Here is a 23,389-nt window from a genome sequence, read left to right on the forward strand (position 1 = left end):
GGGCCGCATAAGCGGCCCTTTTTCTTTGTGACTCAACTCGCCAGATAAGGTAGTATCTGCGGCAATATTGCCTGAAACCCTTCGGTTTCTGAGTTGAGGAATCATTCGTAATGAGCGATATGGCAGAGCGCCTCGCGCTACATGAATTCACGGAAAACGCCTACCTGAACTACTCCATGTACGTCATCATGGACAGGGCGTTGCCGTTTATCGGGGATGGCCTGAAGCCCGTTCAGCGCCGCATCGTGTATGCGATGTCCGAGCTGGGGCTGAACGCCACCGCCAAGTTCAAGAAATCCGCCCGTACCGTCGGTGACGTGCTGGGTAAATACCATCCGCACGGCGACAGCGCCTGTTATGAAGCGATGGTGCTGATGGCCCAGCCGTTCTCTTACCGCTACCCGCTGGTGGATGGTCAGGGGAACTGGGGGGCGCCGGACGATCCGAAATCCTTCGCGGCGATGCGTTATACCGAATCCCGCCTCTCTAAATACGCCGAAGTGCTGCTGGGCGAGCTGGGGCAGGGGACCGTTGACTGGGTACCGAACTTCGACGGTACGCTGCAGGAGCCGAAGATGCTGCCTGCGCGTCTGCCGAACATCCTGCTGAACGGCACCACCGGGATTGCGGTCGGTATGGCGACGGACATTCCGCCGCACAACCTGCGTGAAGTGGCGAAAGCCGCCATCACCCTGATTGAGCAGCCGAAAGCCTCGCTCGACGATCTGCTGGATATCGTGCAGGGTCCGGATTTCCCGACCGAAGCCGAAATCATCACCTCGCGCGCGGAAATCCGCAAAATCTACCAGAACGGTCGCGGCTCCGTACGCATGCGTGCGGTGTGGAATAAAGAAGACGGCGCCGTGGTGATCACCGCGCTGCCGCATCAGGTTTCCGGTGCCAAAGTGCTGGAGCAGATCGCCTCCCAGATGCGCAATAAAAAGCTGCCGATGGTCGACGACCTGCGCGATGAATCGGACCACGAGAACCCGACCCGTCTGGTGATCGTGCCGCGCTCCAACCGCGTGGACATGGAGCAGGTGATGAACCACCTGTTTGCCACCACCGATCTGGAAAAAAGCTACCGTATCAACCTGAATATGATTGGCCTCGACGGACGCCCGGCGGTGAAAAACCTGCTGGAGATCCTCACCGAATGGCTGACGTTCCGCCGCGATACGGTACGCCGTCGTCTGAACCATCGTCTCGAGAAAGTGCTTAAGCGCCTGCATATCCTCGAAGGTTTGCTGGTGGCGTTCCTCAATATCGACGAGGTGATTGAGATCATCCGTACCGAGGACGAGCCGAAGCCCGCCCTGATGTCGCGCTTTGGCATCAGCGAAACCCAGGCCGAAGCGATCCTTGAGCTGAAGCTGCGCCATCTCGCCAAACTGGAAGAGATGAAGATCCGCGGCGAGCAGAACGAGCTGGAAAAAGAGCGCGATCAGCTGCAGGCGATCCTCGCGTCCGAACGCAAGATGAACACCCTGCTGAAGAAAGAGCTGCAGGCCGATGCCGACGCGTTTGGCGACGACCGTCGTTCTCCGCTGCACGAGCGCGAAGAAGCGAAGGCGATGAACGAGCATGATATGCAGCCGTCCGAGCCGGTGACCATTGTCCTGTCGCAGAGCGGCTGGGTGCGCAGCGCCAAAGGCCACGATATCGACGCGCCGGGGCTCAGCTACAAAGCGGGCGACAGCTTCAAAGCGGCGGTGAAAGGTAAGAGCAACCAGCCGGTAGCGTTTATCGACTCCACCGGGCGCAGCTACGCGATTGACCCGATCACGCTGCCTTCCGCGCGTGGGCAGGGCGAGCCGCTCACCGGCAAGCTGACGCTGCCACCGGGCGCGACAGTTGACCATATGCTGATGGAAGCCGATGACCAGAAGCTGCTGCTGGCGTCTGATGCGGGCTACGGCTTTATCTGTACCTTCAACGATCTGGTTTCCCGCAACCGTGCCGGTAAGGCGCTGATTAGCCTGCCGGACAACGCTCACGTGATGGCTCCGCTGGTGATTGAGAACGAAAGCGACATGCTGCTGGCGATCACCACCGCCGGACGTATGCTGATGTTCCCGGTCAGCGATCTGCCTGAGCTGTCAAAAGGCAAGGGCAACAAGATTATCAACATCCCGTCGGCGGAGGCTGCGAAAGGCGAAGATGGCCTGGCGCACCTCTTCCTGCTGCCGCCGCAGAGCACGCTGACCATTCACGTCGGCAAGCGCAAAATCAAGCTTCGTCCGGAAGAGCTGCAGAAGGTGGTGGGTGAGCGCGGTCGCCGCGGCTCGCTGATGCGCGGTCTGCAGCGTATCGATCGCGTGGAGATTGACTCTCCTGCACGCAGCGCGGCGGGTGACAGCGAAGAGTAATGTCGTGATATCCCCCTCTGTCCGGAGGGGGAATTTCAATAAAATTTCCCGTAAAATCGTTGTTAATTCGTGCGTTGCGATTAACAATACGCGCTCGTAATAAAGTCCTTACCTGGCCACAGGTGAAGTATAATTGTCAGCTGTTGGGGCTTCAGAGGTCGCTATGCTATATATTGTTCGTCTTATTCTTACCGTTATCTACTGCATTCTGGTCTGTATTTTCGGCTCTATTTATTGCCTGTTCAGCCCGCGTAATCCGAAGCATGTCGCCACCTTTGGCCATATGTTCGGCCGCCTTGCGCCGCTGTTTGGTCTGAAAGTTGAAAAACGTCTGCCGGAAGGGGCGGAGAATTTCGGTAACGCCATCTATATCGCCAATCATCAGAACAACTACGATATGGTGACGGCCTCTAATATCGTGCTTCCACCGACCGTGACGGTGGGCAAAAAAAGCCTGCTATGGATCCCGTTTTTTGGTCAGCTTTACTGGCTTACCGGTAACCTGCTGATCGACCGTAATAACCGTGCAAAAGCGCACAGCACCATTGCGGAAGTGGTGAATCATTTTAAAAAGCGCAAAATTTCAATCTGGATGTTCCCGGAAGGGACGCGTAGCCGTGGGCGCGGCCTGCTGCCGTTTAAAACCGGTGCGTTTCATGCCGCAATTGCGGCAGGTGTTCCAATTATTCCTGTGTGCGTTTCCAATACTTCGAATAAGATTAATCTTAACCGCCTGAATAACGGGCTGGTGATTGTCGAAATGCTGCCACCCGTCGATACCAGTAAATACGGTAAAGATCAGGTGCGCGAGCTGGCCGCGCACTGCCGTGATCTGATGGCTGAGCATATTGCGCTGCTCGACAAAGAAGTCGCAGAGAGAGAAGCCGCCGGTAAGATTTAATCCGGCGTTGAAGGGAAAACGAATTCCCGCGTTGTTAGTCGTTTCAGATGGAGCTTATATGTCACTCAGTCGGCGTCAGTTTATTCAGGCTTCGGGGATCGCCCTTTGTGCGGGTGCGATGCCGCTGACAGCCAGCGCCGCCGGGCAGCAACAGCCGCTGCCTATTCCGCCACTCATTGAATCCCGTCGCGGTCAGCCGCTTTTCCTGACGCTGCAGCGCAGCCACTGGTCCTTCACCCAGGGGACGCGTGCGCCGGTCTGGGGCATTAACGGACGTTACCTTGGGCCGACCATACGCGTGTGGAATGGCGATGACGTTAAGCTCATCTACAGTAACCGTACCCCTGAAAATGTCGCCATGACCATCAGCGGCCTGCAGGTGCCTGGCCCGCTGATTGGCGGCGCGGCGCGCATGATGTCACCCAGCGCCGACTGGGCGCCCGTTCTGCCGATTCGCCAGAGTGCGGCAACCCTGTGGTATCACGCCAACACGCCTAACCGCACGGCGCAGCAGGTCTATAACGGCCTGGCCGGCATGTGGCTGGTGGAAGATGAAGTCAGCAAATCCCTGCCGATCCCGAACCACTACGGCGTGGATGACTTCCCGATTATCATCCAGGACAAACGTCTGGATAATTTCGGCACGCCGGAATACAGCGAGCCGGGCAGCGGTGGCTTCGTCGGCGATACGCTGCTGGTTAACGGCGCGCAGAGCCCGTATGTCGAAGTCTCGCGCGGCTGGGTGCGCCTGCGCCTGCTCAACGCGTCTAACTCGCGCCGCTATCAGCTGCAGATGAGCGATGGCCGTCCGCTGCACGTCATATCCGGCGATCAGGGCTTTTTACCGGCGCCGGTGTCCGTCAAACAGCTGGCGCTCGCGCCGGGTGAGCGTCGCGAAATTCTCGTGGATATGACCAACGGGGATGAAGTGTCGCTGACCTGCGGCGAAGCGGCCAGCATTGTTGACCGTATTCGCGGGTTCTTTGAACCGTCGAGCATACTTATCTCGACCCTGGTGCTGACCCTGCGTCCAACCGGTCTGCTGCCGCTGGTGACCGATAGCCTGCCAATGCGTCTGCTGCCGCAGGAGATCATGAGCGGCTCGCCGGTGCGCAGCCGCGATATCAGCCTGGGCGACGATCCGGGCATCAACGGCGCGCTGTGGGACGTCAACCGCATCGACATTACCGCGCAGCAGGGCACCTGGGAACGCTGGACGGTGCGTTCAGATATGCCGCAGTCGTTCCATATTGAAGGGGTGTCGTTCCTGATCCGCAACGTCAACGGCGCGATGCCGTTCCCGGAAGATCGCGGCTGGAAAGATACCGTCTGGGTGGACGGTCAGGTTGAACTGCTCGTCTACTACGGTCAGCCTTCGTGGCCGCACTTCCCGTTCCTGTTCCACAGCCAGACGCTGGAGATGATGGACAGGGGCTCCGTGGGGCAGATGCTGATCAACCCCGCACCTTAACCCCAACATTCCCGGTTCGCCGGGAATGGTTTATGCCCGCCAGAAAAAGCGCGAGAACAGAATCAGCACCGGGTAAATTTCCAGACGCCCTAAGATCATCGCCGCGCACATCAGCAGTTTTGCTCCCTCTGTTAACGTGCCAAACGTTGACGCCGTCTCGCCAAACCCCAGCCCCATGTTGTTGATGCAGGCGGCAACCGTTGCGAATGAGGTAAACAGGTCGTAGCCCATCAGATTAAGCGACCAGACAAAAAAGCCCGTAATCATGACGTAGAGGAAAAAGAAGCTCCATACCGAGCGCAGGACGCGTTCGTTCACCACGCTTTTGCCCACCTTAATGCTCAGCAGCGCTCTCGGATGCGCCAGCTGGTTCATCTCCTGAATACTCTGCTTGAACATAATGAGAAAACGCAGGGCTTTGATCCCGCCGCAGGTCGAGCCTACGCAGCCGCCAAAAAAGCTGGCGCTCAACAGCAGGAAGATGGTGTGTGCGGGCCATTGGGCATAGTCGGCTGTCGAAAGGCCGTTATCGGTCATCATCGAACTGGCAAGGAAGAAGGCGTGCACAAGGCTATCCGTGGCGTTGTACATTCCGGCATGCCAGACCTGCCAGGCGGTGATGACAATAATCACCGCGGCGGCGCTCAGAAAGAATTTAACCTCCGGGCTGCGGCGAATCGGCTTCAGGGTGCGTCTGACAATCGCGACGTACCAGAGGGTGAAGTTGAACGCGGAGAGCAGTGAAAACGCCCCGGCGACCAGCTCAATGGCGTGACTGTCATAAAATCCAATGCTCTCGCTGCGGGTGGAGAATCCGCCCAGTGACACGGTCGAAAGTCCGTGACAGAGGGCGTCAAAAAATGACATTCCCGCCAGCCAGTAGGCCAGGGTGCAGGCTACGCCCAGCGCGAAGTAGGTCACCCACAGCGTGCGTGCGGTATCGGCAAGGCGGGGAGTCAGACGCTCCTCCTTGAACGGCCCCGGCATTTCGGACTGATAAAGCTTCATGCCGCCGATCCCCAGCAGCGGCAGGACCGCGACGGCCAGCACGATGACGCCTAAGCCGCCAATGAAATTCAGCTGAGCGCGGTAATAAAGGTACGACTTAGGCAGGGCGCTGACGTCCCCGATTACCGTTGCGCCGGTAGTGGTTATACCGGAAATCCCTTCAAAGAGCGCGTCGGCAAAAGAGAGCTGCAGCCCGTCGTCCATCCAGAGCGGCATGGCGCTAATGAATGAAAACAGCAGCCAGAACAGCACGATAATCACAAACCCGTCGCGGGTGCGAAGCTGTATGCCCGCGTGACGGGTTGCCCGCCAGGTTAACCCTCCGAGAGTAAAAAAGGTTAAAAAGGTGGTCAGAAAGGCAAAGTAGGTTCGCTCTTTATTCAGCAGGGCGATAAACATCGGCGGCAGCATGGAAAGGCTGTACAGCAGAACCAGAAAACCGCAGAGGTGAAGGACAACCCGCAGCTGGGATACATGTAACGAATCGTTGGGCTTCACGACAGAGCTCCGCGCAATAACACGTTCCGGGGCAAATCACCGGAAAATATAGTGAATATTATGATTCAAAATTATCAGGGCGCCGTATTTTAACGACTTCCACGAATGTCGGCCTGCTTCCTGCATCCTTTTCTTCAAATCTGGGGGATGAACAGCGTATAATCCCGCTCCTTTTGTCTATTTTTTCTTCGGAAGCATTATGAGCGCAATTTCCCTGATCCAGCCGGATCGTGACCTCTTCTCCTGGCCCCAGTACTGGGCGGCCTGCTTTGGACCGGCGCCGTTCCTGCCGATGTCCCGGGAAGAGATGGACCAACTGGGCTGGGACAGCTGCGACATCATTCTGGTCACGGGCGATGCCTACGTTGACCACCCGAGCTTCGGCATGGCCATCTGTGGCCGTATGCTTGAAGCGCAGGGCTTCCGCGTGGGGATCATCTCCCAGCCTGACTGGAACAGCAAAGACGACTTTATGCGTCTGGGTAAACCCAACCTGTTCTTCGGCGTGACCGCAGGCAACATGGACTCGATGATCAACCGCTATACCGCCGACCGTAAGCTGCGTCATGACGACGCCTACACGCCGGATAACGTGGCGGGTAAACGCCCCGACCGCGCGACCCTGGTCTATACCCAGCGCTGTAAAGAAGCCTGGAAAGACGTGCCGGTGATCCTGGGCGGCATCGAGGCGAGCCTGCGTCGCACCGCGCACTACGACTACTGGTCTGATACCGTGCGCCGCTCGGTGCTGGTGGATTCCAAAGCCGACATGCTGATTTACGGAAACGGCGAGCGTCCGTTGGTGGAAGTGGCGCACCGTCTGTCGCAGGGCGAGCCGGTGAGCAGTATCCGCGACGTGCGCAATACCGCGATCATGGTGAAAGAGGCGCTGCCGGGCTGGCGCGGCGTGGATTCCCGCATCATCGATATGCCGGGCAAAATCGACCCGATCCCACACCCGTATGGCGACGATCTGCCGTGTGCGGATAACAAACCGGTAGAGCCAAAGAAAGCGGAAGCGAAGGCTATCGTCGTGCAGCCGCCGCGCCCGAAGCCGTGGGAAAAGACCTACGTGCTGCTGCCGTCCTATGAGAAGGTGAAAGCCGACAAGGTGCTCTACGCCCATGCGTCCCGTATTCTGCACCATGAAACCAACCCCGGCTGCGCCCGTGCGCTGATGCAGAAGCACGGCGAGCGCTTTATCTGGATCAACCCGCCGGCCATCCCGCTCTCCACCGAAGAGATGGACAGCGTCTTTGCGCTGCCGTACAAGCGCGTGCCGCACCCGGCGTACGGCAACGCCCGTATCCCGGCGTATGAGATGATCCGCTTCTCGATCAACATCATGCGCGGCTGCTTCGGCGGGTGCTCCTTCTGCTCCATTACCGAGCACGAGGGGCGCATCATTCAGAGCCGTTCGGAAGAGTCGATCATCAACGAGATCGAAGCCATTCGCGACACGGTGCCGGGCTTTACCGGCGTGATTTCCGATCTTGGCGGCCCAACCGCGAACATGTATATGCTGCGCTGCAAGTCGCCGCGCGCGGAGCAAACCTGCCGCCGTCTCTCCTGCGTCTATCCGAGCATTTGCGAGCACATGGATACCAACCACGAGCCAACGATTAACCTCTACCGACGCGCGCGCGATCTGAAGGGCATCAAGAAGATCCTCATCGCGTCCGGGGTACGTTACGACATTGCCGTGGAAGATCCGCGCTACATCAAAGAGCTGGCGACGCACCACGTCGGCGGCTATCTGAAGATTGCGCCGGAGCATACCGAAGAAGGCCCGCTGTCGAAGATTATGAAGCCGGGCATGGGCAGCTACGACCGCTTTAAAGAGCTGTTCGACACCTACTCGAAGCAGGCAGGTAAAGAGCAGTACCTGATCCCGTACTTCATCTCCGCCCACCCGGGCACGCGTGATGAGGACATGGTGAACCTGGCGCTGTGGCTGAAGCAGCGCCGCTTCCGCCTGGATCAGGTGCAGAACTTCTATCCGTCACCGCTCGCCAACTCGACGACCATGTATTACACCGGCAAGAACCCGCTGAGTAAGATTGGCTACAAGAGTGAAGAGGTGGTGGTGCCGAAAGGGGATAAACAGCGTCGTCTGCATAAAGCGCTGCTGCGTTACCACGATCCGAAAAACTGGCCGCTGATCCGTCAGGCGCTGGAAGAGATGGGTAAAAAACACCTGATCGGCTCGCGCCGCGACTGTCTGGTACCGGCCCCGACGCTGGAGGAGATGCGCGAAGCGCGTCGCCAGAACCGCAATACGCGCCCGGCGCTGACCAAGCACACGCCGATAGTGCATCAGCGTTCGAACGGTGGGGCGGGAACGAAGAAGAACGTAAAACGTAAGATCGGTTAAACCTGTAACAAAGCCCGGTGGCGCTAGCGCTTACCGGGCCTACAGGTCAGCACGTAGGCCGGGTAAGGCGCAGCCGCCACCCGGCTTTTTTACGCGATTAACCGCCAAACTGATCCGGGTCCGGCCCAAGCCGCTTACCTTTATCCAGCTTCGCAATTTCACCCAGCTCGTCTTTGTCCAGACGGAAATCCCAGACGTCGAAGTTCTCGGCGATGCGCGATGGCGTGACTGATTTCGGTATCACCACCAGGCCGTTGTCCAGATGCCAGCGAATGACGATTTGCGCCGGACTTTTGCCGTATTTATCCGCCAGTTCGCGAATAATTTTTTGATCGAACACGCCCTCGCCGCCCTGCGCCAGCGGGCTCCAGGACTCGGTCTGGATTTTATGCGTGGCGTTCCAGGCATGAAGCTGGCGCTGCTGCAGCAGCGGGTGCAGCTCGATCTGGTTAATGACAGGCGCGACGCCCGTCTCGTCAATCAGCCGCTGCAGGTGATGAACCTGGAAATTACAGACGCCGATGCTTTTCACCAGCCCCTCTTTCTGCAGTTCAATCATCCCTTTCCAGGCATCAACGTAATGGTCGATGGCCGGAACCGGCCAGTGCATCAGATACAGGTCGACGAAGTCGAGCTGGAGTTTTTCCAGGCTCTCCTGCAGGGCTTCGCGGGGACGCTTTTGATCGTCATTCCACAGTTTCGTGGTGATGAATAACTCATCGCGGGGGACTCCGGCGCTGGCCAGCGCGGAACCTACGCCGTCCTCGTTTTTGTACGCGGCGGCGGTGTCAATCGACCGGTAGCCGACTTCCAGGGCTTTATGAATGGCGGAGACGACCTCGTCGTTACCGGCTTTCCATACACCTAGCCCCAGCTGGGGCATCACGTTGCCGTCCTGCAGCTTGATTACGGTTTGGTTTGCCATTTTTCCTCCTTCAGGTGCGCATCGCCGGAGGGTTCCTCCGGCGATGGGGTGTGCATTAAGTCTGGACGAAATGTCAAAAAACGAAAGTCGGGGGGACAAAAACGCTTAGCGTGCCGCCTCGTAAATACGACGGCTGACGTCCAGCGTGATGTCGCCGTGCTCGCCCAGATGAGTCATACCGTGCTCTTCGAGTTTCGCCAGCAGGGCAGGGATGGAGCTACCGTCCAGGCCGTAGCCAGACAGACGCGTTGGCACGCCCAGACCTTCAAAGAAGCTGCGGGTCGCTTCGATGGCGGCATCAATACGCGCATCGTCAGAACCCTCGGTGATGTTCCACACGCGTTCAGCGTACTGCAGCAGTTTGGCGCGCTTGGTGTCGCGTTTTTCGTTCCACAGGGCAGGCAGCACAACGGCCAGCGTCTGAGCGTGGTCCAGACCGTGCATTGCCGTCAGCTCGTGGCCCAGCATGTGGGTTGCCCAGTCCTGCGGCACGCCAGCGCCTATCAGGCCATTCAGCGCCTGTGTAGCCGCCCACATCACGTTGGCGCGAACGTCGTAGTTTTCCGGCTCTTTCAGCGCTTTCGGACCTTCTTCGACGAGCGTCAGCAGAATGCCTTCCGCGAAGCGATCCTGAATTTTGGCATTCACCGGATACGTGACGTACTGCTCAACGGTATGTACAAAGGCATCGACCACGCCGTTCGCGACCTGACGCGCTGGCAGGGTGTAGGTGTAAACCGGGTCCAGAATGGCGAACACAGGCTGAACGTGTTCGTTCATGAAGGCTTGTTTGTCGCCGGTGGTTTTACGGGAAATCACTGCGCCCTTGTTGGATTCAGAACCGGTGGCCGGGAGGGTCAGCACGGAGCCCATCGGGATAGCGCTTTTGATGTCGCTCCCGCGGGTTTCCAGAATGTGCCACGGATCGATGCCGTCAGCGTAGTGCGCCGCAGCGGCGATGAATTTGGTACCGTCCAGCACGGAGCCGCCGCCGACCGCCAGCAGGAAGGTGATGTTTTCTTCGCGGGCGATTTTTACCGCATTCATCAGCGTTTCGTAGGACGGGTTTGGCTCAATGCCGCCGAACTCACGCACGTCCAGACCGTCCAGCGCGCTGTAAACCTGATCCAGCACGCCGGTTTTTTTCACGCTGCCGCCACCGTAGGTGATCAGCACGCGGGCGTCAGCAGGGATCTGTGCGCGCAGGTCAGCGATAGCGTCTTTACCGAACAGAATGCGGGTTGGGGTGTGGAGATTAAAGTTGTTCATTGCTCGTTCCCTTTAGTGGGTGAAAAACCGTGGTGCGCAGAGGGCGACCTGATGCTGCTCATTGTGGCGATCCGGGGCTACGCCCTCAATGCACATTCCTGCCGATGTCTTGCCCATTTCTACAGAGCGCTGGAGAAAGCGCGGAAAACAACGCACACTGTCAACGTCGAAAACCGCACCCGGAGTAACGCAAGATGAACCGTGAGGCTATCTGCCAGCAGCTCACTGCGCATATTAAGAGATTGATAGATAATGAAAATCGTGCCAGCGAGCTGCTGCCGGACATTCGCCTGCTCTATGGCACGCAGCCGGGGACGCGCACGCCGGTCATGTACCAGCCGGGCATCGTTTTTCTCTTCTCAGGCCATAAAATTGGCTACATCAACGAGCGCGTGTTCCGCTACGACACCAATGAATATCTGCTGCTGACGGTACCTTTACCTTTTGAATGTGAAACTTTCGCGACAGAGGCGGTTCCGCTGGCGGGTATTCGCGTCAACGTCGACATCCTTCAGCTGCAGGAGCTGCTGATGGAGATTGGCGAAGATGAACTCTTCCAGCCTTCTATGGCGTCGAGCGGGATTAACTCGGCGACGCTGTCGGAAGAGATCCTCTGCGCCATTGAGCGTCTGCTGGACGTGATGGAGAGGCCGCTGGACGCGCGCATTCTGGGCAAGCAGATCGTCCGCGAAATTCTCTACCACGTGCTGCTGGGCCCGGGCGGCGGAGCGTTACTCGCTCTGGTGAGCCGACAGACCCACTTCAGCCTGATAAGCCGCGTGCTCAAGCGTATCGAAAGCCAGTACACGGAGAACCTCAGCGTCGACCAGCTGGCGGCGGAAGCGAACATGAGCGTCTCGGCGTTTCACCATAACTTTAAATCGGTGACCAGCACTTCGCCGCTGCAGTACCTCAAAACCTACCGGCTGCATAAGGCGCGGATGCTGATGATCCACGACGGCATGAAGGCCAGCGCGGCGGCGATGCGGGTGGGCTATGAAAGTGCCTCGCAGTTCAGTCGGGAGTTTAAGCGCTATTTCGGCGTCACGCCGGGAGAGGATGCGTCACGTATAAGAACGATGCAGGGCGCCTGAGGGGAAACGTAGGCCGGGTAAGGCGTAGCCGCCACCCGGCAATTTTTTATCACGCGCTACAGTACTTCTTCTTAATCACTACCGCGATGGTTCCCACCAGACCCGCCACCAGCAGGAACATCGGCAGCACCATCAGGAAGGTCATCACCTGATCTTCGTGGTGTTTCACGAAAGGGATCATATTCAGCGCGTAGCCGAGCGTCGTCACCACGCCAACCCACAGCAGGGCGCTCAGCCAGTTGAAGAACTGGAAGCGGCGGTTCGACAGGCCGGAAATGCCCGCCATCGTCGGCAGAAGGGTGCGGACAAACGCCAGGAAACGTCCGGCCAGCAGCGCCAGCAGGCCGTGCCGGTCAAACATGCAGGTCGCGCGCTGATGATATTTATGCGGCAGCTGCGCCAGCCAGCTTTTGACGACGCGCGTGTTCCCCAGCCAGCGGCCCTGCAGATAGCTCAGCCAGCAGCCCAGGCTGGCAGCGGAGGTCAGGATAACCATCGTTGGCGTGAAGTCCATGACGCCTTTACCGATTAACGCCCCGGCAAGTAAAAGCAGGCTGTCACCGGGTAAAAACGAGGCTGGCAGTAATCCATTTTCCAGAAACAGAGTTGCGAACATCACGAAATAGACGATACCGACGACGTGAGGATCCGCCAGCGCGGCAAAATCGTGGTGCCAGAGCGCCGCGATAATATCTTGAATAACAGCCATGGACTTTCCTGTGGAACAGCAGATATAGCGCTATTGTACTCCCTTATTCGCCCGTCGGGTTTGATCCCGGGCGCAACTCATGCAGACTTTTCCGCTTGCGGTGTCCACAAAAGCGTCCAGGGAGTACATTTTCAGCCAGCACTCTACACGATACGCTCGAACCCTGCTGCTAAATCCGCAATCAGATCGTCAACATTTTCTAAACCGATATGCAGTCGAATCAGGGTACCGCTGAAGTCCACGTCGCCACCGGGGCGCAGGGCTGCAATCTGCTCCGGCTGGTTAGGCAGGATGAGGGATTCAAAACCGCCCCACGAGTAGGCCATGCTGAAGAGGGTAAAATTATCCAGATAGCTTGCCAGCTCGTCATTATTCAGCCGTTTTTTCAGCACGAACGAGAACAACCCGCTGCTGCCTGTAAAGTCACGCTGCCAGAACTCATGGCCTTTACTGCCGGGTAGCGCGGGGTGATTCACGCGCTCAACCTGCGGATGCTGCGCCAGCCATTCGGCCACCTTCAGGCTGCTTTCATGGTGCTGACGCAGGCGAACGCCCAGCGTGCGAAGTCCGCGGCTGGTCATGTAGGCCGTGTCGGCATCCACCATCTGGCCCATCAGGTAGGCATTTTCACGTAGCTGATCCCAGCAGCGCGCGTTGGAGACCGCCGTGCCAATCATCCCGTCAGAGTGGCCAATCAGATATTTGGTCGCCGCCTGAATCGAGATATCGATGTCGAAGTCCAGCGCCTTGAACAGCACACCTGCCGCCCAGGTGTTGTCGATCATAACGATCGCCTCTGGCGCTTTGCTGCGCACGGCCTCCACGATAGCCGGCACGTCGTGGACTTCCATGGTGAGTGACCCCGGCGATTCCAGGAACACAATGCGCGTGTTTGGCTGAATAAGTTCGGCAATATCTTCACCAATCAGCGGGTCGAACCAGCCGGTGGTCACGCCGAGCTTGCTGAGAATTTTGGTACAGAAGTCCTGGCTGGGTTCATAGGCGGTGTTGGTCATCAGGATGTGATCGCCCTGTTCCACGAACGCCAGAATGGTGTTGGCGACCGCCGCCGCTCCGCACGGGAACAGCGCGCAGCCTGCGCCGCCTTCCAGCTCGCACATCGCCTCCTGCAGAGAAAAATGGGTTAGCGTGCCGCGACGGCCATAAAACAGGCCGCCTTTCGCGCGGTTGCGCGTGGCGATTTTTTTCTCCTCAACGGTGTCAAATACCAGTGAGGAGGCGCGTTGAATCACGCTGTTGACCGATCCCTGAGTATATTTTTTGCTGCGTCCTGCCTGTACCAGCGTGGTATCAAGATGCTTCGTTGTCATGTTCGCTAACCCTGTTTTTATACGTCTGGACGTCCAGACTACCACGATTGGAAAAAACTGCACCCGCAGGCTTATCGAATAAGCAGAAAATATTAGCAAAAAAACGCATAAGAAATTTTTACTGCGTAAGCGCAAGGAAAGTGAACGAAAATTGCGGCACTATGCAAATACTAATGAGAACTACTATCAATTCGACGACGTTTTGATATTATTACGTTCAGATTTTGTGATTTGCGTCCTGGAGATACAGAGTGGGTAATAATTTGATGCAGGCGGATCTCTCCGTTTGGGGCATGTATCAGCATGCTGACATCGTGGTTAAGATTGTGATGATCGGCCTGATTCTGGCGTCCGTTGTCACCTGGGCTATCTTCTTCAGCAAGAGCGCCGAGCTGCTTTCGCAGAAGCGTCGCCTCAAGCGGGAACAGCAACAGCTGGCAGAAGCCCGCTCTCTGGATCAGGCTTCAGATATGACCTCATCCTTCCACGCGAAAAGCCTGACTACCCTGCTGGTGAATGAAGCACAGAACGAGCTGGAACTCTCCGCGGGCAGTGAAGATAACGAAGGCATCAAAGAACGTACCGGTTTCCGTCTGGAGCGTCGCGTGGCGGCCGTTGGCCGACACATGGGGCGCGGCAATGGTTATCTGGCGACCATCGGCGCGATCTCACCGTTTATCGGTCTGTTCGGTACGGTCTGGGGCATCATGAACAGCTTTATCGGTATCGCGCAGACTCAAACCACCAACCTGGCGGTTGTGGCCCCGGGTATCGCAGAAGCGCTGCTGGCGACGGCGATTGGTCTGGTCGCGGCGATTCCGGCGGTGGTTATCTACAACATCTTCGCGCGGATGATTGGCAGCTACAAAGCGACACTCGGTGACGTTGCCGCGCAGGTCCTGCTGCTGCAGAGTCGCGATCTCGACCTGAATGCCAGCACCGTTAAGCCGGTGCACGCGGCGTCCAAACTGCGCGTGGGTTGATATTATGGCGATGCGTCTAAACGAAAATCTGGACGATAACGGCGAAATGCATGAGATCAACGTGACGCCGTTTATCGACGTCATGCTGGTTCTGCTGATTATCTTCATGGTGGCCGCGCCGCTGGCCACGGTCGACGTGAAGGTGAATCTGCCGGCCTCGTCCAGCCAGCCGCAGCCGCGTCCGGAAAAGCCTGTCTATCTGTCCGTGAAGGCCGATAAATCCATGTTCCTTGGCAATGACCCGGTAACGGCCGACTCTGTCATCCCGGCGCTGGATCAGCTTACCGGCGGTAAGAAAGATACTACGGTCTTCTTCCGTGCGGATAAAACCGTGGATTATGAGACCATGATGAAGGTAATGGACACGCTGCATCAGGCGGGTTACCTGAAGATTGGGCTGGTCGGCGAAGAGAAAGCGGCCAAAAAATAGAACGAAAGCTGGCGAAAGCCAGCTTTTTTGTTTTCTGCCACGCAACATCGTTATTATTTTCTGCTGTATATCCCTATTCTTCATATTTCTTTATCAATAAAGCCAACGTTAATAATGTATTGATAGTTAAGTAAATATCAGTATTCGGCTGCGCCATTAAAATATATCTTTTGCTGAAATGGCGTCGTGGAATATCCCCACTACGCTTAAAAAAAGATAATAAAAACAGTCCTTCTTCGAAGGATCTTTTCACCTGCACAGCAAGAGACTCCCTATGGCTACGATGACATGGCTGTATCCGCACGCGCCTCAAAACGATCTGTTTTCGCTTTCTGCCATTCGACGACGCGCAGACAGGCTAATACTGGTGCTCATCTGGTCGCTGTGGGCCATCTCGCTGGGCGTGGGCTATATCAACGAAAACATCATGCAGGGGGCGATTGTCGGCACCTCTCTTGCCTGTTTATCGACGCTGCTGACGATGGTGTTCCCCGGCGCGCTGTTGCTCCGCCTGAGCTCTGCGTTTGTGCTAATGGCATTTTCCGCGCTGCTGATTCATCTGGGCGAAGGGGAAACCGAATACCATTTCTCGGTTTTCGTCCTGCTTTCCGCGCTCCTTGCCTGGCGAGACTGGCGCCCGCTGGTGATGGGGGCGGCGGTCATCGCATTACATCACCTGGTGTTCAACTATCTGCAGGAAAACGACCTGTACGGCGTCGTGGTGTTCATGCACACCGGCTTTCATATGGTGGTTTTCCACGGGCTGTTTGTGGTGGTCCAGACCGCGATCCTGGTTCTGCTGGCGATTCGTATGGAGCAGGACGCCCGCTCGGCGAGCGAGGTGGCAAGGCTGGCGGGGGTGATCAACCGCGAACCGGGGTACCTCACGCTGGCCGTTGATGCGGCACCCGCAGAGTCTCCCTTTGCCCGCACGTTCAGCCTGACGCTGGGCACCATGCGCGCCACGCTTGAGCAGGTCAGCGCCAATATTGGGCAACTGCTGGAGGCATCCCGCGCGTTAGGACAACGCAACAGCGCGCTGTCGGAACGTACCGATCACCAGGCAAGTTCGCTGGCGACGGCGGCCAGTGCGATGGAACAACTGAGGGCTGTCGCCACCCTGACCAGTGAAAAAGCTCGCCAGGTTCGGGAGGTGGCATTCAGTACCAGTAACGTGGCGGAGCAGGGAGGCCATAATATACGGCAGGCGATTGCGGCGATGGAGCACATTCGCGAGGAGTCGCAGCGCATTTACGCCATTCTGGAGCTGATCGACGGAATTGCGTTCCAGACCAATATCCTGTCGCTCAACGCCTCGGTCGAGGCTGCCAGAGCGGGGGAACATGGCAAAGGCTTCGCGGTGGTTGCCTCAGAAGTGCGCGTGCTGGCCCAGCGCAGCGAGGGGGCTGCAAAAGACATTCGCCAGCTGCTGACCGCATCGCAGGCAACCACGCTGCAGGGCGTCGAGCAGGTTGAGCAGGCCGGTATGACAATGAAGTCGATCATTGAAAGCATTGAAGGGCTCCGCTCTCTTCTGGAGGAGCTGTCGCAGATGAGCGAGCAGCAGCGGGCGAGCATTGCGCAGATGAACGACAGTATTGCCAGCATCGATGCCAGCGTGCAGGAGAACGTGCGTCACGTAGCGCAAACGCTGCAGGTGGCTGAAGCGCAGCGGCAGCAGACGGGGCAGTTAAAAGAGGCGATTGCCGTATTCAGATTTAATTAGCGTTGCGGTTCGGAAGGGGCGCTGGCGCCAGACGCCAGCGCGTCCTCATCAAGCGCAACGCAGGTGACGTTTGAGGTGCGGTACTCACCGTCTGACAGTTTGCGCGTCAGGCGCAGAGTGGCGATTTCTCTGGCAAGAAGGTACTGGTAATTGGCCTCGAGGCGACCCAGAAGCTTCTCTTTCAACTCTGGCCGCTGTTCCATGATGGCGTTCATCACGGCACCGTAAATTTCTTCTTTGACCTGTAGCGGATAAATTTCACGGCGATTCTGCCATTTCAGCCGCACCAGCGTTGCCGGGATCGATACCAGGTCCTGGGTAATACGCGTCATCTCGTCATTTTTTGTGTTTCGCAGCGCATCGAGATTTTGCTTTAAGATAAATTCATCACTTTTCTTATCATCTAAAGTCAAATAAACGTCGTTGTTTTTAACTTCCTTCACGTTAATCTTCCCCCAGGCTATAAAAAATTGGGTTGTTTTTTTCGCGCGTAATTAAGTTAAGCCAAATTTCATTGCCCGCTTCGTTAATTTCTTTCGTTTTTTCGGCCAATATTTGACTTAGTTTCTGGGCATCTATTTCTCCTTCGGCCTGCAGATCGTTCAGCAGGTGGACGAAGGCTTCAATTTTTATGGCGCGAAATAAGCGGTCTTTAATATGGCGATCGTGCTCTTCCAGCAACATATTACGGGATTTGCCGGTGCGGGAAACACCAATTAATATATCAGGCTCGAAATCAGAGAGCTTTCTTTTCCCCTGAGTGAAACTGACCTCTTTTTCTGCTTCCGTCGGTTGCTGTTCCACAGGCGTAATGTGGTACTTAGCCGGGACGAGATAGTCGGGCAGCATTTTTAATTTCCTTTAATTTCAACAGGGTGGGGTTGGTAAAGGCGTGAGATTCGTTGACAATATCATGAGGCAAATTTAAAATCAAAAAAAATGGAGCCTACCCATGAACAGCATCTTTTTTACGGTCATCACATTACTATTACTGACCGCTGGTGTGCTTTTATTGATGCAGGAGTTCAATAAAACGAAAGTGTCGAAAGACGCCAGTGAACCGCCGCAACCGGAACTCATGACAAAAGAGGAAGGAGAAGACCATTTCTCTGTATTGATGAACTCCGTTACGCCTGTCTGGTACTGGCGGGTGAACCATGAATATATCGACTTTTTACACGCGACAATTAAACGCATGAAAATGTCGGAAATTAATGACACGCCAGGACTGTTTGAGGCACAGCGTCGCTGTAGCGACCTGAATTCAGCCGTGTATAAATATTATGACAATATCAAAAAACGCTGCCTTAACGGCGAGAAGGTCTCTTATTCCGATCTGGACGTATTAAATTTGCGTCAGTGTTTTCGTGAGTTCAGCCTGGAAGCCTACCCGGAGCTGGTGGTGCTGGTCTGGCCGGAGTATGCCCGTCCGGAAGTTAACCCCGACAACGTCTGAGTCACCAGACTGGTGAGTTATTGCAAACAGTCAGCGCCATTGGGATATACTGGGCGCTGGTTTCTTTTGCAAACAGGACTTTATGGAACGCTTTTTTGAAAACGCCATGTACGCCTCTCGCTGGATACTGGCCCCCGTCTATTTTGGCCTTTCGCTGGCGCTTATCGCGCTGACGATTAAGTTCTTTCAGGAAATCCTGCACGTTCTGCCGAACATTTTTTCTATTGCCGAGGCGGATTTGATTCTGGTTCTGCTGTCGCTGGTGGATATGACCCTGGTGGGCGGACTGCTGGTGATGGTGATGTTTTCCGGCTACGAGAATTTTGTCTCCCAACTGGATATCGACGAGCGTAAAGAGAAGCTCAGCTGGTTAGGCAAAATGGATGCCTCGTCACTGAAGAATAAAGTGGCCGCGTCGATTGTGGCGATCTCTTCTATTCACCTGTTACGTGTGTTTATGGACGCGAAGAACGTGCCGGATAACAAACTGATGTGGTATGTCATTATCCATCTGACGTTTGTGCTGTCTGCGTTTGTGATGGGGTATCTGGATAAGATCAGTAAGAAGTAATTCCCCTCACTTAAGCGCCCTCTCCCTGTGGGAGAGGGCCAGGGTGAGGGCATCAGACCGCACTATTTATCCGACGACGCCTGCCACAGATTCAACTCTCCATCCGCGACATGCTGGTCAATCCGCTTGAGTTCGTCCTCAGTAAAGTGCAGGTTATCCAGCGCCCGAACGTTCTCCTCAATCTGTTCCGGGCGGCTTGCGCCAATCAGCACTGACGTCACGCGCGCGTCTTTCAGCAACCAGCTCAACGCCATCTGCGCCATGGTCTGACCCCGCGCCTGCGCCATCTCACTCAGCAAACGCAGGCTGTTCAGATTGGCTTCGGTCAGCATTTTTTCGTTCAGACCGCGGACTTTCTTGCCTTCACGCTGCATGCGTGAATCTTCAGGAATACCGTTCAGGTATTTTCCGGTCAGCAGCCCCTGCGCCAGCGGGGTAAAGGCGATACACCCGGTCCCGTTTGCTGCCAGCGCATCCAGCAAACCGGTCTTATCGACCCAGCGGTTGAGCAGGTTATAGGACGGCTGGTGGATCAACAGGGGGATCTTCCACTCGCGCAGCAGCTCGGCCATTTTTTGCGTGCGCCCGGTTGAGTAGGAGGAAATGCCCACATACAGCGCTTTCCCACTCTGCACAGCCTGTGCCAGCGCAGAGGCTGTCTCTTCCATTGACGTGTTTTCATCCACGCGGTGGGAATAGAAAATATCCACGTATTCGACGCCCAGGCGCTTCAGGCTCTGATCGAGGCTGGCGAGCAGATATTTGCGTGAACCGCCCGAGCCGTATGGCCCTGGCCACATGTCGTAACCGGCCTTGGTGGAGATAATCAGCTCGTCGCGGTACGCGGCAAAGTCCTCCCGCAGCAGGCGGCCGAAATTCTCTTCCGCGCTACCCGCCGGAGGTCCGTAGTTATTGGCCAGATCGAAATGGGTGATGCCGAGGTCGAAGGCTTTGCGCAGCAGCGCCCGCTGGGCTTCAAGAGGCTGGACGTGACCAAAGCTGTGCCACAGTCCCAGCGACAGCGCGGGCAGGCGCAGGCCGCTCTTGCCACAGTGGCGGTACTGCATGTTCTCGTAGCGGTCAGGGGCAGGGTACCAGGACATGATGTCTCCTTTTCTTATCGATAATTTTTTGAAACGTCGTTTTCATTCTGAACTTATCACATCACAAAGCGCGAAGATAATGGTTAACGGTGGCTGTGCGACCAGTGAAGCCACGCTAATTAAAAATGATCACAAAACGTTATAATTTCCCTCTTTCCTGCCGATAACGAGAGAAGTACTCGCCTCTGGGCGAACTCACCCTCACGGCAAGGAAGACTTATGAATATGCTCCGTAATTTCACGATCCGTTTCGTCATGCTGGCGATTCTCGGGATCTTTTGTTTAATGTGGGCGGGTGTGGGGCTGTACAGCACCTGGTCCCTGTCTCGCGTTTCAGATGGCAACGAGGTGGACCGCCAGCTGGTCAAGCAGATGACGGTGCTCAGCCAGGGCAACGATCAGTATTTCCGCTTTGTGACCCGTCTGAGCCGCGCAATGGAAGTCAAAGCCGCAGGCGGCACGCCGGATCTGGCCTCTGCCCAGCAGGCGCTGGATAACATGGGCAAGAAGCTGGCCGAGATGAAAGCCATTTCTCCAGGCCCAATGGATGAGCAGGTCTCTTCACGGGCGATCGGTGCCTGGCAGGCGCTGCTCGAACAGGGCGTGACGCCGCAAATGCAGCAGGCGAAACTGGGCGCGCTGGACGGCTATCGTCAGCAGGCCAACAACGTCACCCCACCGCTGAGCCGCGCGTTCGGTGCGGCGGCTGAAGAGTTTAACAATGCTGCCGCGAAGTCGCTCGACAGCACCCGCGTGGTGGTGGACGGCCTGACCAGCATGACCCGCACGGTGATTATCATCGCCACGATCGTCGGCCTGCTGATCCTGCTCTTCACCGACCGTTACCTGGTGGCGATGCTGGTCAAACCGCTGGACCGCATTCGCCAGCAGTTCCGCCAGATTGCCCAGGGCGATCTCAGCCAGCCCATCGAGCCGTTCGGCCGCAACTGCGTTGGCCAGCTGGTGCCGCTGCTGAGCGCCATGCAGGACAGCCTGCGCGAAGCGGTCAGCACGATCCGCTCCGGCAGTGAAAATATCTGGCGCGGCGCGACGGAGATTTCCAGCGGTAACAACGATCTCTCCTCCCGTACCGAAGAGCAGGCGGCTGCGCTGGAAGAGACGGCTGCCAGCATGGAGCAGCTGACCGCCACGGTGAAGCTGAACGCGGAGAGCGCGCGCCAGGCAAGCCAGCTGGCCGATGTGGCCTCGACCACCGCCAGCCGCGGCGGCTCGCTGGTGGAAGAGGTGGTGACCACCATGAGCGGTATTTCGGAAAGCTCGAAGAAAATTGCTGAAATCACCAACGTCATTAACAGCATTGCCTTCCAGACCAATATTCTGGCACTCAACGCGGCGGTTGAAGCCGCGCGCGCGGGTGAACAGGGCCGAGGCTTCGCCGTCGTCGCAGGCGAAGTTCGCAACCTGGCAAGCCGCAGCGCCAACGCGGCAAAAGAGATTGAGGGGCTGATTACCGACTCCGTGTCCCGCGTCGAGCAGGGGGCGAAGCTGGTGGGCGATACCGGCACCACCATGGATGCGATTTTGCGGGACGTGACGGAAGTAACGACCATTATGAAGCAAATTGCCTCGGCCTCAGAGGAGCAGAGTAAGGGCATTTCGCAGGTCGGAATTGCCATTACCCAGATGGACGGCGTTACCCAGCAAAACGCCTCGCTGGTGGAGGAGGTTTCCGCGGCGGCGGCGGCGCTGGAGCGTCAGACCGAAGATCTTCAGCGCTCGGTGCAGAAGTTCCGCCTGACGGCATAACGCAACGTGATAAGGCCGCCCTGTGCGGCCTTATATTATTAACGCCTTCCTCATTCAGCGGCGCTGAAACTGCTATTCTTTTGCTAACCCCTGACGTTCTGGGCTCTCTTCTACGAGGTGTTGCTATGAACAGATCGTTATCTTTTATCCCTGTCCTTTCTCTCATTTTTCTGACGCTTTTCTCGGTTTCCGCCAGCGCGACCCAGCAGGCGCAGGAACGGCGCGTAGCGCGTGATGTCAGGCAGGAAACCCGCGATGCGTCACGGCAGGTGAAGCAGACCTGCGTGGCGAACAATAACCAGAGTAATCACGACTGCCGCCAGGACAAGCGTCAGATGAAACAGGCCGGACGGCAAAAAGCGCGGGATATTAAGTATTAACATACCCGGTGAGGCGGCATGCAAGCGTATTTCTTGCCGCCTTTTTAAAAAAACGTAAGTCAATATTTTTTAAATATTAAATTATTTGCTTGTAACAATATATTTGGCATTTTCTGCACATTCCAGAACATGAAAATTAATATTGTCTTAAGATTTAGTCGACATAATGAATTATCTTCTTGATACCGGAAACAATTCAATTTATGAGAAACCGTATTATTTTATTTGCTGCCCTGGCAGGTTTTGCCGTGGTCAATACAGCGATGGCCCAGAGCGTCACGGTCGATGTCCCTACCGGGTATAAGGTCGTGATTGTTCCGCAGTCAGCCACGGTTCCTGAGGCGGTAAGCGTTGCGCCTGCACCGGCACAAACAACATATGCCGCTCCTGCACCGGTCTATCATCCGCGTGCACGCCATGTGGCGAGCGTGGCGGAAGGGATGGTGATTGAGCATCAGTATGACGATCACCATTGATGTATTCCGGGTGACATTTCTGACCATACGTTGAGGGCAAATAGTCGTGATTGGGTGCAGGGAGTTATTACTGAACAGCCATGAGGCCGGGCACGCGCTGCGACGCCCGGCGAAATTTATCAGTGCGTCGCTTCACCAATCAGCGCGCCCGTGCCTGCGCCAACGGCTGCACCTTTCAGCACGCTCTTTCCGGTAACCGCCGCGGCACCTGCGCCCACGGCAGCCCCTACGGCGCCACCTTTACGCGCGGCTTTACCTTTGTCGCCGTTTTTGAACATGGCACCCGTGCCTGCGCCAACAACGGCACCGCCAACGGTGGATTTCAGATCTTTGCCCGTGGCCGCGCCAATGGCAGCGCCTGCTACCGCGCCAGCGGCGGTTTTATCGATGGCCATTCCCGAGGTGGAAAAAATGAGGGCGCTGATAACCAGCGTTGTTTTAATCAGTTTCATAACAGATCCTTTGTGACTGCTGTCGGTTGATACGTTGCTTCTCACTCTGAGGTGAGAAAAACGCACAGATAGTGCCAGCAATACCGGCTCAACCTT

Annotated in this window: 22 protein-coding genes; 13 read left to right on the forward strand and 9 right to left on the reverse strand. The window is 56.6% G+C overall.

The window, feature by feature from the left end:
• Positions 1–110: 110 nt before the first annotated feature.
• The 3 genes from parC (at position 111) to ftsP (ending at position 4,741) form a co-directional block, all read left to right on the forward strand.
• Positions 111–2,369, forward strand: coding sequence for a DNA topoisomerase IV subunit A (parC, locus tag CWR52_RS16035; RefSeq protein WP_045909972.1), 2,259 nt, complete (start codon positions 111–113; stop codon positions 2,367–2,369).
• A gap of 163 nt (positions 2,370–2,532) precedes the next feature.
• Entirely contained in the window at positions 2,533–3,270 is a 738-nt protein-coding gene (gene plsC, locus CWR52_RS16040) for a 1-acylglycerol-3-phosphate O-acyltransferase (protein ID WP_024906505.1), read from the forward strand.
• A gap of 58 nt (positions 3,271–3,328) precedes the next feature.
• Complete coding sequence (ftsP, locus tag CWR52_RS16045) at positions 3,329–4,741, forward strand: cell division protein FtsP (protein ID WP_104950105.1); 1,413 nt, start codon at positions 3,329–3,331, stop codon at positions 4,739–4,741.
• Between the two features lie 30 nt (positions 4,742–4,771).
• On the opposite strand, the gene CWR52_RS16050 is transcribed toward ftsP, so the two are convergent.
• Positions 4,772–6,247, reverse strand: a complete 1,476-nt coding sequence (locus CWR52_RS16050; RefSeq protein ID WP_104950106.1) for a TrkH family potassium uptake protein — start codon at positions 6,245–6,247, stop codon at positions 4,772–4,774.
• Positions 6,248–6,446: 199 nt separating this feature from the next.
• Between CWR52_RS16050 and CWR52_RS16055 the strand changes: the two genes are divergently transcribed.
• Entirely contained in the window at positions 6,447–8,621 is a 2,175-nt protein-coding gene (locus CWR52_RS16055; RefSeq protein ID WP_104950107.1) for a YgiQ family radical SAM protein, read from the forward strand.
• A gap of 97 nt (positions 8,622–8,718) precedes the next feature.
• On the opposite strand, the gene dkgA is transcribed toward CWR52_RS16055, so the two are convergent.
• Both dkgA and yqhD read right to left on the reverse strand, forming a co-directional pair.
• Positions 8,719–9,546 carry a 2,5-didehydrogluconate reductase DkgA gene (gene dkgA, locus CWR52_RS16060; RefSeq protein WP_104950108.1) on the reverse strand — a complete coding sequence of 276 codons (828 nt, stop codon included), beginning with the start codon at positions 9,544–9,546 and terminating at the stop codon, positions 8,719–8,721.
• Positions 9,547–9,651: 105 nt separating this feature from the next.
• Positions 9,652–10,815, reverse strand: a complete 1,164-nt coding sequence (gene yqhD / locus CWR52_RS16065; protein ID WP_024906510.1) for an alcohol dehydrogenase — start codon at positions 10,813–10,815, stop codon at positions 9,652–9,654.
• Between the two features lie 194 nt (positions 10,816–11,009).
• Between yqhD and CWR52_RS16070 the strand changes: the two genes are divergently transcribed.
• The gene (locus tag CWR52_RS16070; protein ID WP_104950109.1) at positions 11,010–11,909 is read left to right on the forward strand and encodes an AraC family transcriptional regulator; all 900 of its coding nucleotides are present in this window, start codon (positions 11,010–11,012) and stop codon (positions 11,907–11,909) included.
• A 49-nt stretch (positions 11,910–11,958) separates the two neighbouring features.
• Here the strand turns inward: CWR52_RS16070 and yghB are convergent, their stop codons facing one another.
• Together yghB and metC are read right to left on the reverse strand one after the other, a co-directional pair.
• The gene (gene yghB / locus CWR52_RS16075) at positions 11,959–12,618 is read right to left on the reverse strand and encodes a DedA family general envelope maintenance protein YghB (RefSeq protein ID WP_024906512.1); all 660 of its coding nucleotides are present in this window, start codon (positions 12,616–12,618) and stop codon (positions 11,959–11,961) included.
• 143 nt (positions 12,619–12,761) lie between these two features.
• Positions 12,762–13,949 (reverse strand): cystathionine beta-lyase, encoded by a 1,188-nt coding sequence (gene metC / locus CWR52_RS16080; RefSeq protein WP_104950110.1) that lies wholly within the window; start codon positions 13,947–13,949, stop codon positions 12,762–12,764.
• Between the two features lie 251 nt (positions 13,950–14,200).
• Between metC and exbB the strand changes: the two genes are divergently transcribed.
• From exbB to CWR52_RS16095, 3 genes are all read left to right on the forward strand, one after another.
• A complete protein-coding gene (gene exbB / locus CWR52_RS16085; protein WP_104950112.1) occupies positions 14,201–14,932 on the forward strand; it encodes a tol-pal system-associated acyl-CoA thioesterase in 732 nt (243 codons plus the stop codon).
• Positions 14,933–14,936: 4 nt separating this feature from the next.
• Positions 14,937–15,362 carry a TonB system transport protein ExbD gene (exbD, locus tag CWR52_RS16090; RefSeq protein ID WP_045909964.1) on the forward strand — a complete coding sequence of 142 codons (426 nt, stop codon included), beginning with the start codon at positions 14,937–14,939 and terminating at the stop codon, positions 15,360–15,362.
• 274 nt (positions 15,363–15,636) lie between these two features.
• Positions 15,637–17,088, forward strand: coding sequence for a methyl-accepting chemotaxis protein (locus tag CWR52_RS16095; protein ID WP_104950113.1), 1,452 nt, complete (start codon positions 15,637–15,639; stop codon positions 17,086–17,088).
• Here CWR52_RS16095 and CWR52_RS16100 read toward each other — a convergent pair.
• Positions 17,085–17,531 carry a hypothetical protein gene (locus CWR52_RS16100; protein ID WP_045909962.1) on the reverse strand — a complete coding sequence of 149 codons (447 nt, stop codon included), beginning with the start codon at positions 17,529–17,531 and terminating at the stop codon, positions 17,085–17,087. The genes CWR52_RS16095 and CWR52_RS16100 overlap by 4 nt on opposite strands.
• 1 nt (position 17,532) lies before the next feature.
• Complete coding sequence (locus CWR52_RS16105; protein WP_008499807.1) at positions 17,533–17,937, reverse strand: hypothetical protein; 405 nt, start codon at positions 17,935–17,937, stop codon at positions 17,533–17,535.
• 103 nt (positions 17,938–18,040) lie between these two features.
• Here CWR52_RS16105 and CWR52_RS16110 point away from each other — a divergent pair, with 103 nt between their 5' ends.
• On the forward strand, positions 18,041–18,544 hold the full coding sequence (locus CWR52_RS16110; RefSeq protein ID WP_045909961.1) for an ESA_00282 family adhesion-associated protein: 504 nt from the start codon (positions 18,041–18,043) through the stop codon (positions 18,542–18,544).
• Between the two features lie 82 nt (positions 18,545–18,626).
• A complete protein-coding gene (locus CWR52_RS16115; RefSeq protein WP_008499805.1) occupies positions 18,627–19,115 on the forward strand; it encodes a TIGR00645 family protein in 489 nt (162 codons plus the stop codon).
• 62 nt (positions 19,116–19,177) lie between these two features.
• Here CWR52_RS16115 and CWR52_RS16120 read toward each other — a convergent pair whose 3' ends face one another.
• Positions 19,178–20,218 carry an aldo/keto reductase gene (locus CWR52_RS16120; protein WP_104950114.1) on the reverse strand — a complete coding sequence of 347 codons (1,041 nt, stop codon included), beginning with the start codon at positions 20,216–20,218 and terminating at the stop codon, positions 19,178–19,180.
• Positions 20,219–20,437: 219 nt separating this feature from the next.
• Between CWR52_RS16120 and CWR52_RS16125 the strand changes: the two genes are divergently transcribed.
• The 3 genes from CWR52_RS16125 (at position 20,438) to CWR52_RS16135 (ending at position 22,841) form a co-directional block, all read left to right on the forward strand.
• Positions 20,438–21,985 (forward strand): methyl-accepting chemotaxis protein, encoded by a 1,548-nt coding sequence (locus tag CWR52_RS16125; protein WP_104950115.1) that lies wholly within the window; start codon positions 20,438–20,440, stop codon positions 21,983–21,985.
• A 125-nt stretch (positions 21,986–22,110) separates the two neighbouring features.
• Positions 22,111–22,365 (forward strand): hypothetical protein, encoded by a 255-nt coding sequence (locus CWR52_RS16130; protein WP_048029030.1) that lies wholly within the window; start codon positions 22,111–22,113, stop codon positions 22,363–22,365.
• A gap of 203 nt (positions 22,366–22,568) precedes the next feature.
• On the forward strand, positions 22,569–22,841 hold the full coding sequence (locus CWR52_RS16135) for a hypothetical protein (RefSeq protein WP_104950116.1): 273 nt from the start codon (positions 22,569–22,571) through the stop codon (positions 22,839–22,841).
• A 119-nt stretch (positions 22,842–22,960) separates the two neighbouring features.
• Here CWR52_RS16135 and CWR52_RS16140 read toward each other — a convergent pair whose 3' ends face one another.
• Positions 22,961–23,293 carry a glycine zipper domain-containing protein gene (locus CWR52_RS16140; RefSeq protein WP_008499797.1) on the reverse strand — a complete coding sequence of 111 codons (333 nt, stop codon included), beginning with the start codon at positions 23,291–23,293 and terminating at the stop codon, positions 22,961–22,963.
• Positions 23,294–23,389 lie beyond the last annotated feature (96 nt).

Origin of the sequence: Enterobacter sp. SGAir0187, assembly GCF_002952735.2 — a bacterium.
In the GTDB taxonomy this organism is placed as follows: Bacteria; Pseudomonadota; Gammaproteobacteria; order Enterobacterales; family Enterobacteriaceae; genus Enterobacter; species Enterobacter quasiroggenkampii.

What these genes read in the sequence shown, in the direction of transcription:
- parC (WP_045909972.1), top strand. Translation starts at nt 111, where the DNA reads ATGAGCGATATGGCAGAGCGCCTCGCGCTACATGAATTCACGGAAAAC.
- plsC (WP_024906505.1), top strand. Translation starts at nt 2,533, where the DNA reads ATGCTATATATTGTTCGTCTTATTCTTACCGTTATCTACTGCATTCTG.
- ftsP (WP_104950105.1), top strand. Translation starts at nt 3,329, where the DNA reads ATGTCACTCAGTCGGCGTCAGTTTATTCAGGCTTCGGGGATCGCCCTT.
- CWR52_RS16055 (WP_104950107.1), top strand. Translation starts at nt 6,447, where the DNA reads ATGAGCGCAATTTCCCTGATCCAGCCGGATCGTGACCTCTTCTCCTGG.
- dkgA (WP_104950108.1), bottom strand. Translation starts at nt 9,546, where the DNA reads ATGGCAAACCAAACCGTAATCAAGCTGCAGGACGGCAACGTGATGCCC.
- yqhD (WP_024906510.1), bottom strand. Translation starts at nt 10,815, where the DNA reads ATGAACAACTTTAATCTCCACACCCCAACCCGCATTCTGTTCGGTAAA.
- CWR52_RS16070 (WP_104950109.1), top strand. Translation starts at nt 11,010, where the DNA reads ATGAACCGTGAGGCTATCTGCCAGCAGCTCACTGCGCATATTAAGAGA.
- yghB (WP_024906512.1), bottom strand. Translation starts at nt 12,618, where the DNA reads ATGGCTGTTATTCAAGATATTATCGCGGCGCTCTGGCACCACGATTTT.
- metC (WP_104950110.1), bottom strand. Translation starts at nt 13,949, where the DNA reads ATGACAACGAAGCATCTTGATACCACGCTGGTACAGGCAGGACGCAGC.
- exbD (WP_045909964.1), top strand. Translation starts at nt 14,937, where the DNA reads ATGGCGATGCGTCTAAACGAAAATCTGGACGATAACGGCGAAATGCAT.
- CWR52_RS16095 (WP_104950113.1), top strand. Translation starts at nt 15,637, where the DNA reads ATGGCTACGATGACATGGCTGTATCCGCACGCGCCTCAAAACGATCTG.
- CWR52_RS16105 (WP_008499807.1), bottom strand. Translation starts at nt 17,937, where the DNA reads ATGCTGCCCGACTATCTCGTCCCGGCTAAGTACCACATTACGCCTGTG.
- CWR52_RS16110 (WP_045909961.1), top strand. Translation starts at nt 18,041, where the DNA reads ATGAACAGCATCTTTTTTACGGTCATCACATTACTATTACTGACCGCT.
- CWR52_RS16115 (WP_008499805.1), top strand. Translation starts at nt 18,627, where the DNA reads ATGGAACGCTTTTTTGAAAACGCCATGTACGCCTCTCGCTGGATACTG.
- CWR52_RS16120 (WP_104950114.1), bottom strand. Translation starts at nt 20,218, where the DNA reads ATGTCCTGGTACCCTGCCCCTGACCGCTACGAGAACATGCAGTACCGC.
- CWR52_RS16125 (WP_104950115.1), top strand. Translation starts at nt 20,438, where the DNA reads ATGAATATGCTCCGTAATTTCACGATCCGTTTCGTCATGCTGGCGATT.
- CWR52_RS16130 (WP_048029030.1), top strand. Translation starts at nt 22,111, where the DNA reads ATGAACAGATCGTTATCTTTTATCCCTGTCCTTTCTCTCATTTTTCTG.
- CWR52_RS16135 (WP_104950116.1), top strand. Translation starts at nt 22,569, where the DNA reads ATGAGAAACCGTATTATTTTATTTGCTGCCCTGGCAGGTTTTGCCGTG.
- CWR52_RS16140 (WP_008499797.1), bottom strand. Translation starts at nt 23,293, where the DNA reads ATGAAACTGATTAAAACAACGCTGGTTATCAGCGCCCTCATTTTTTCC.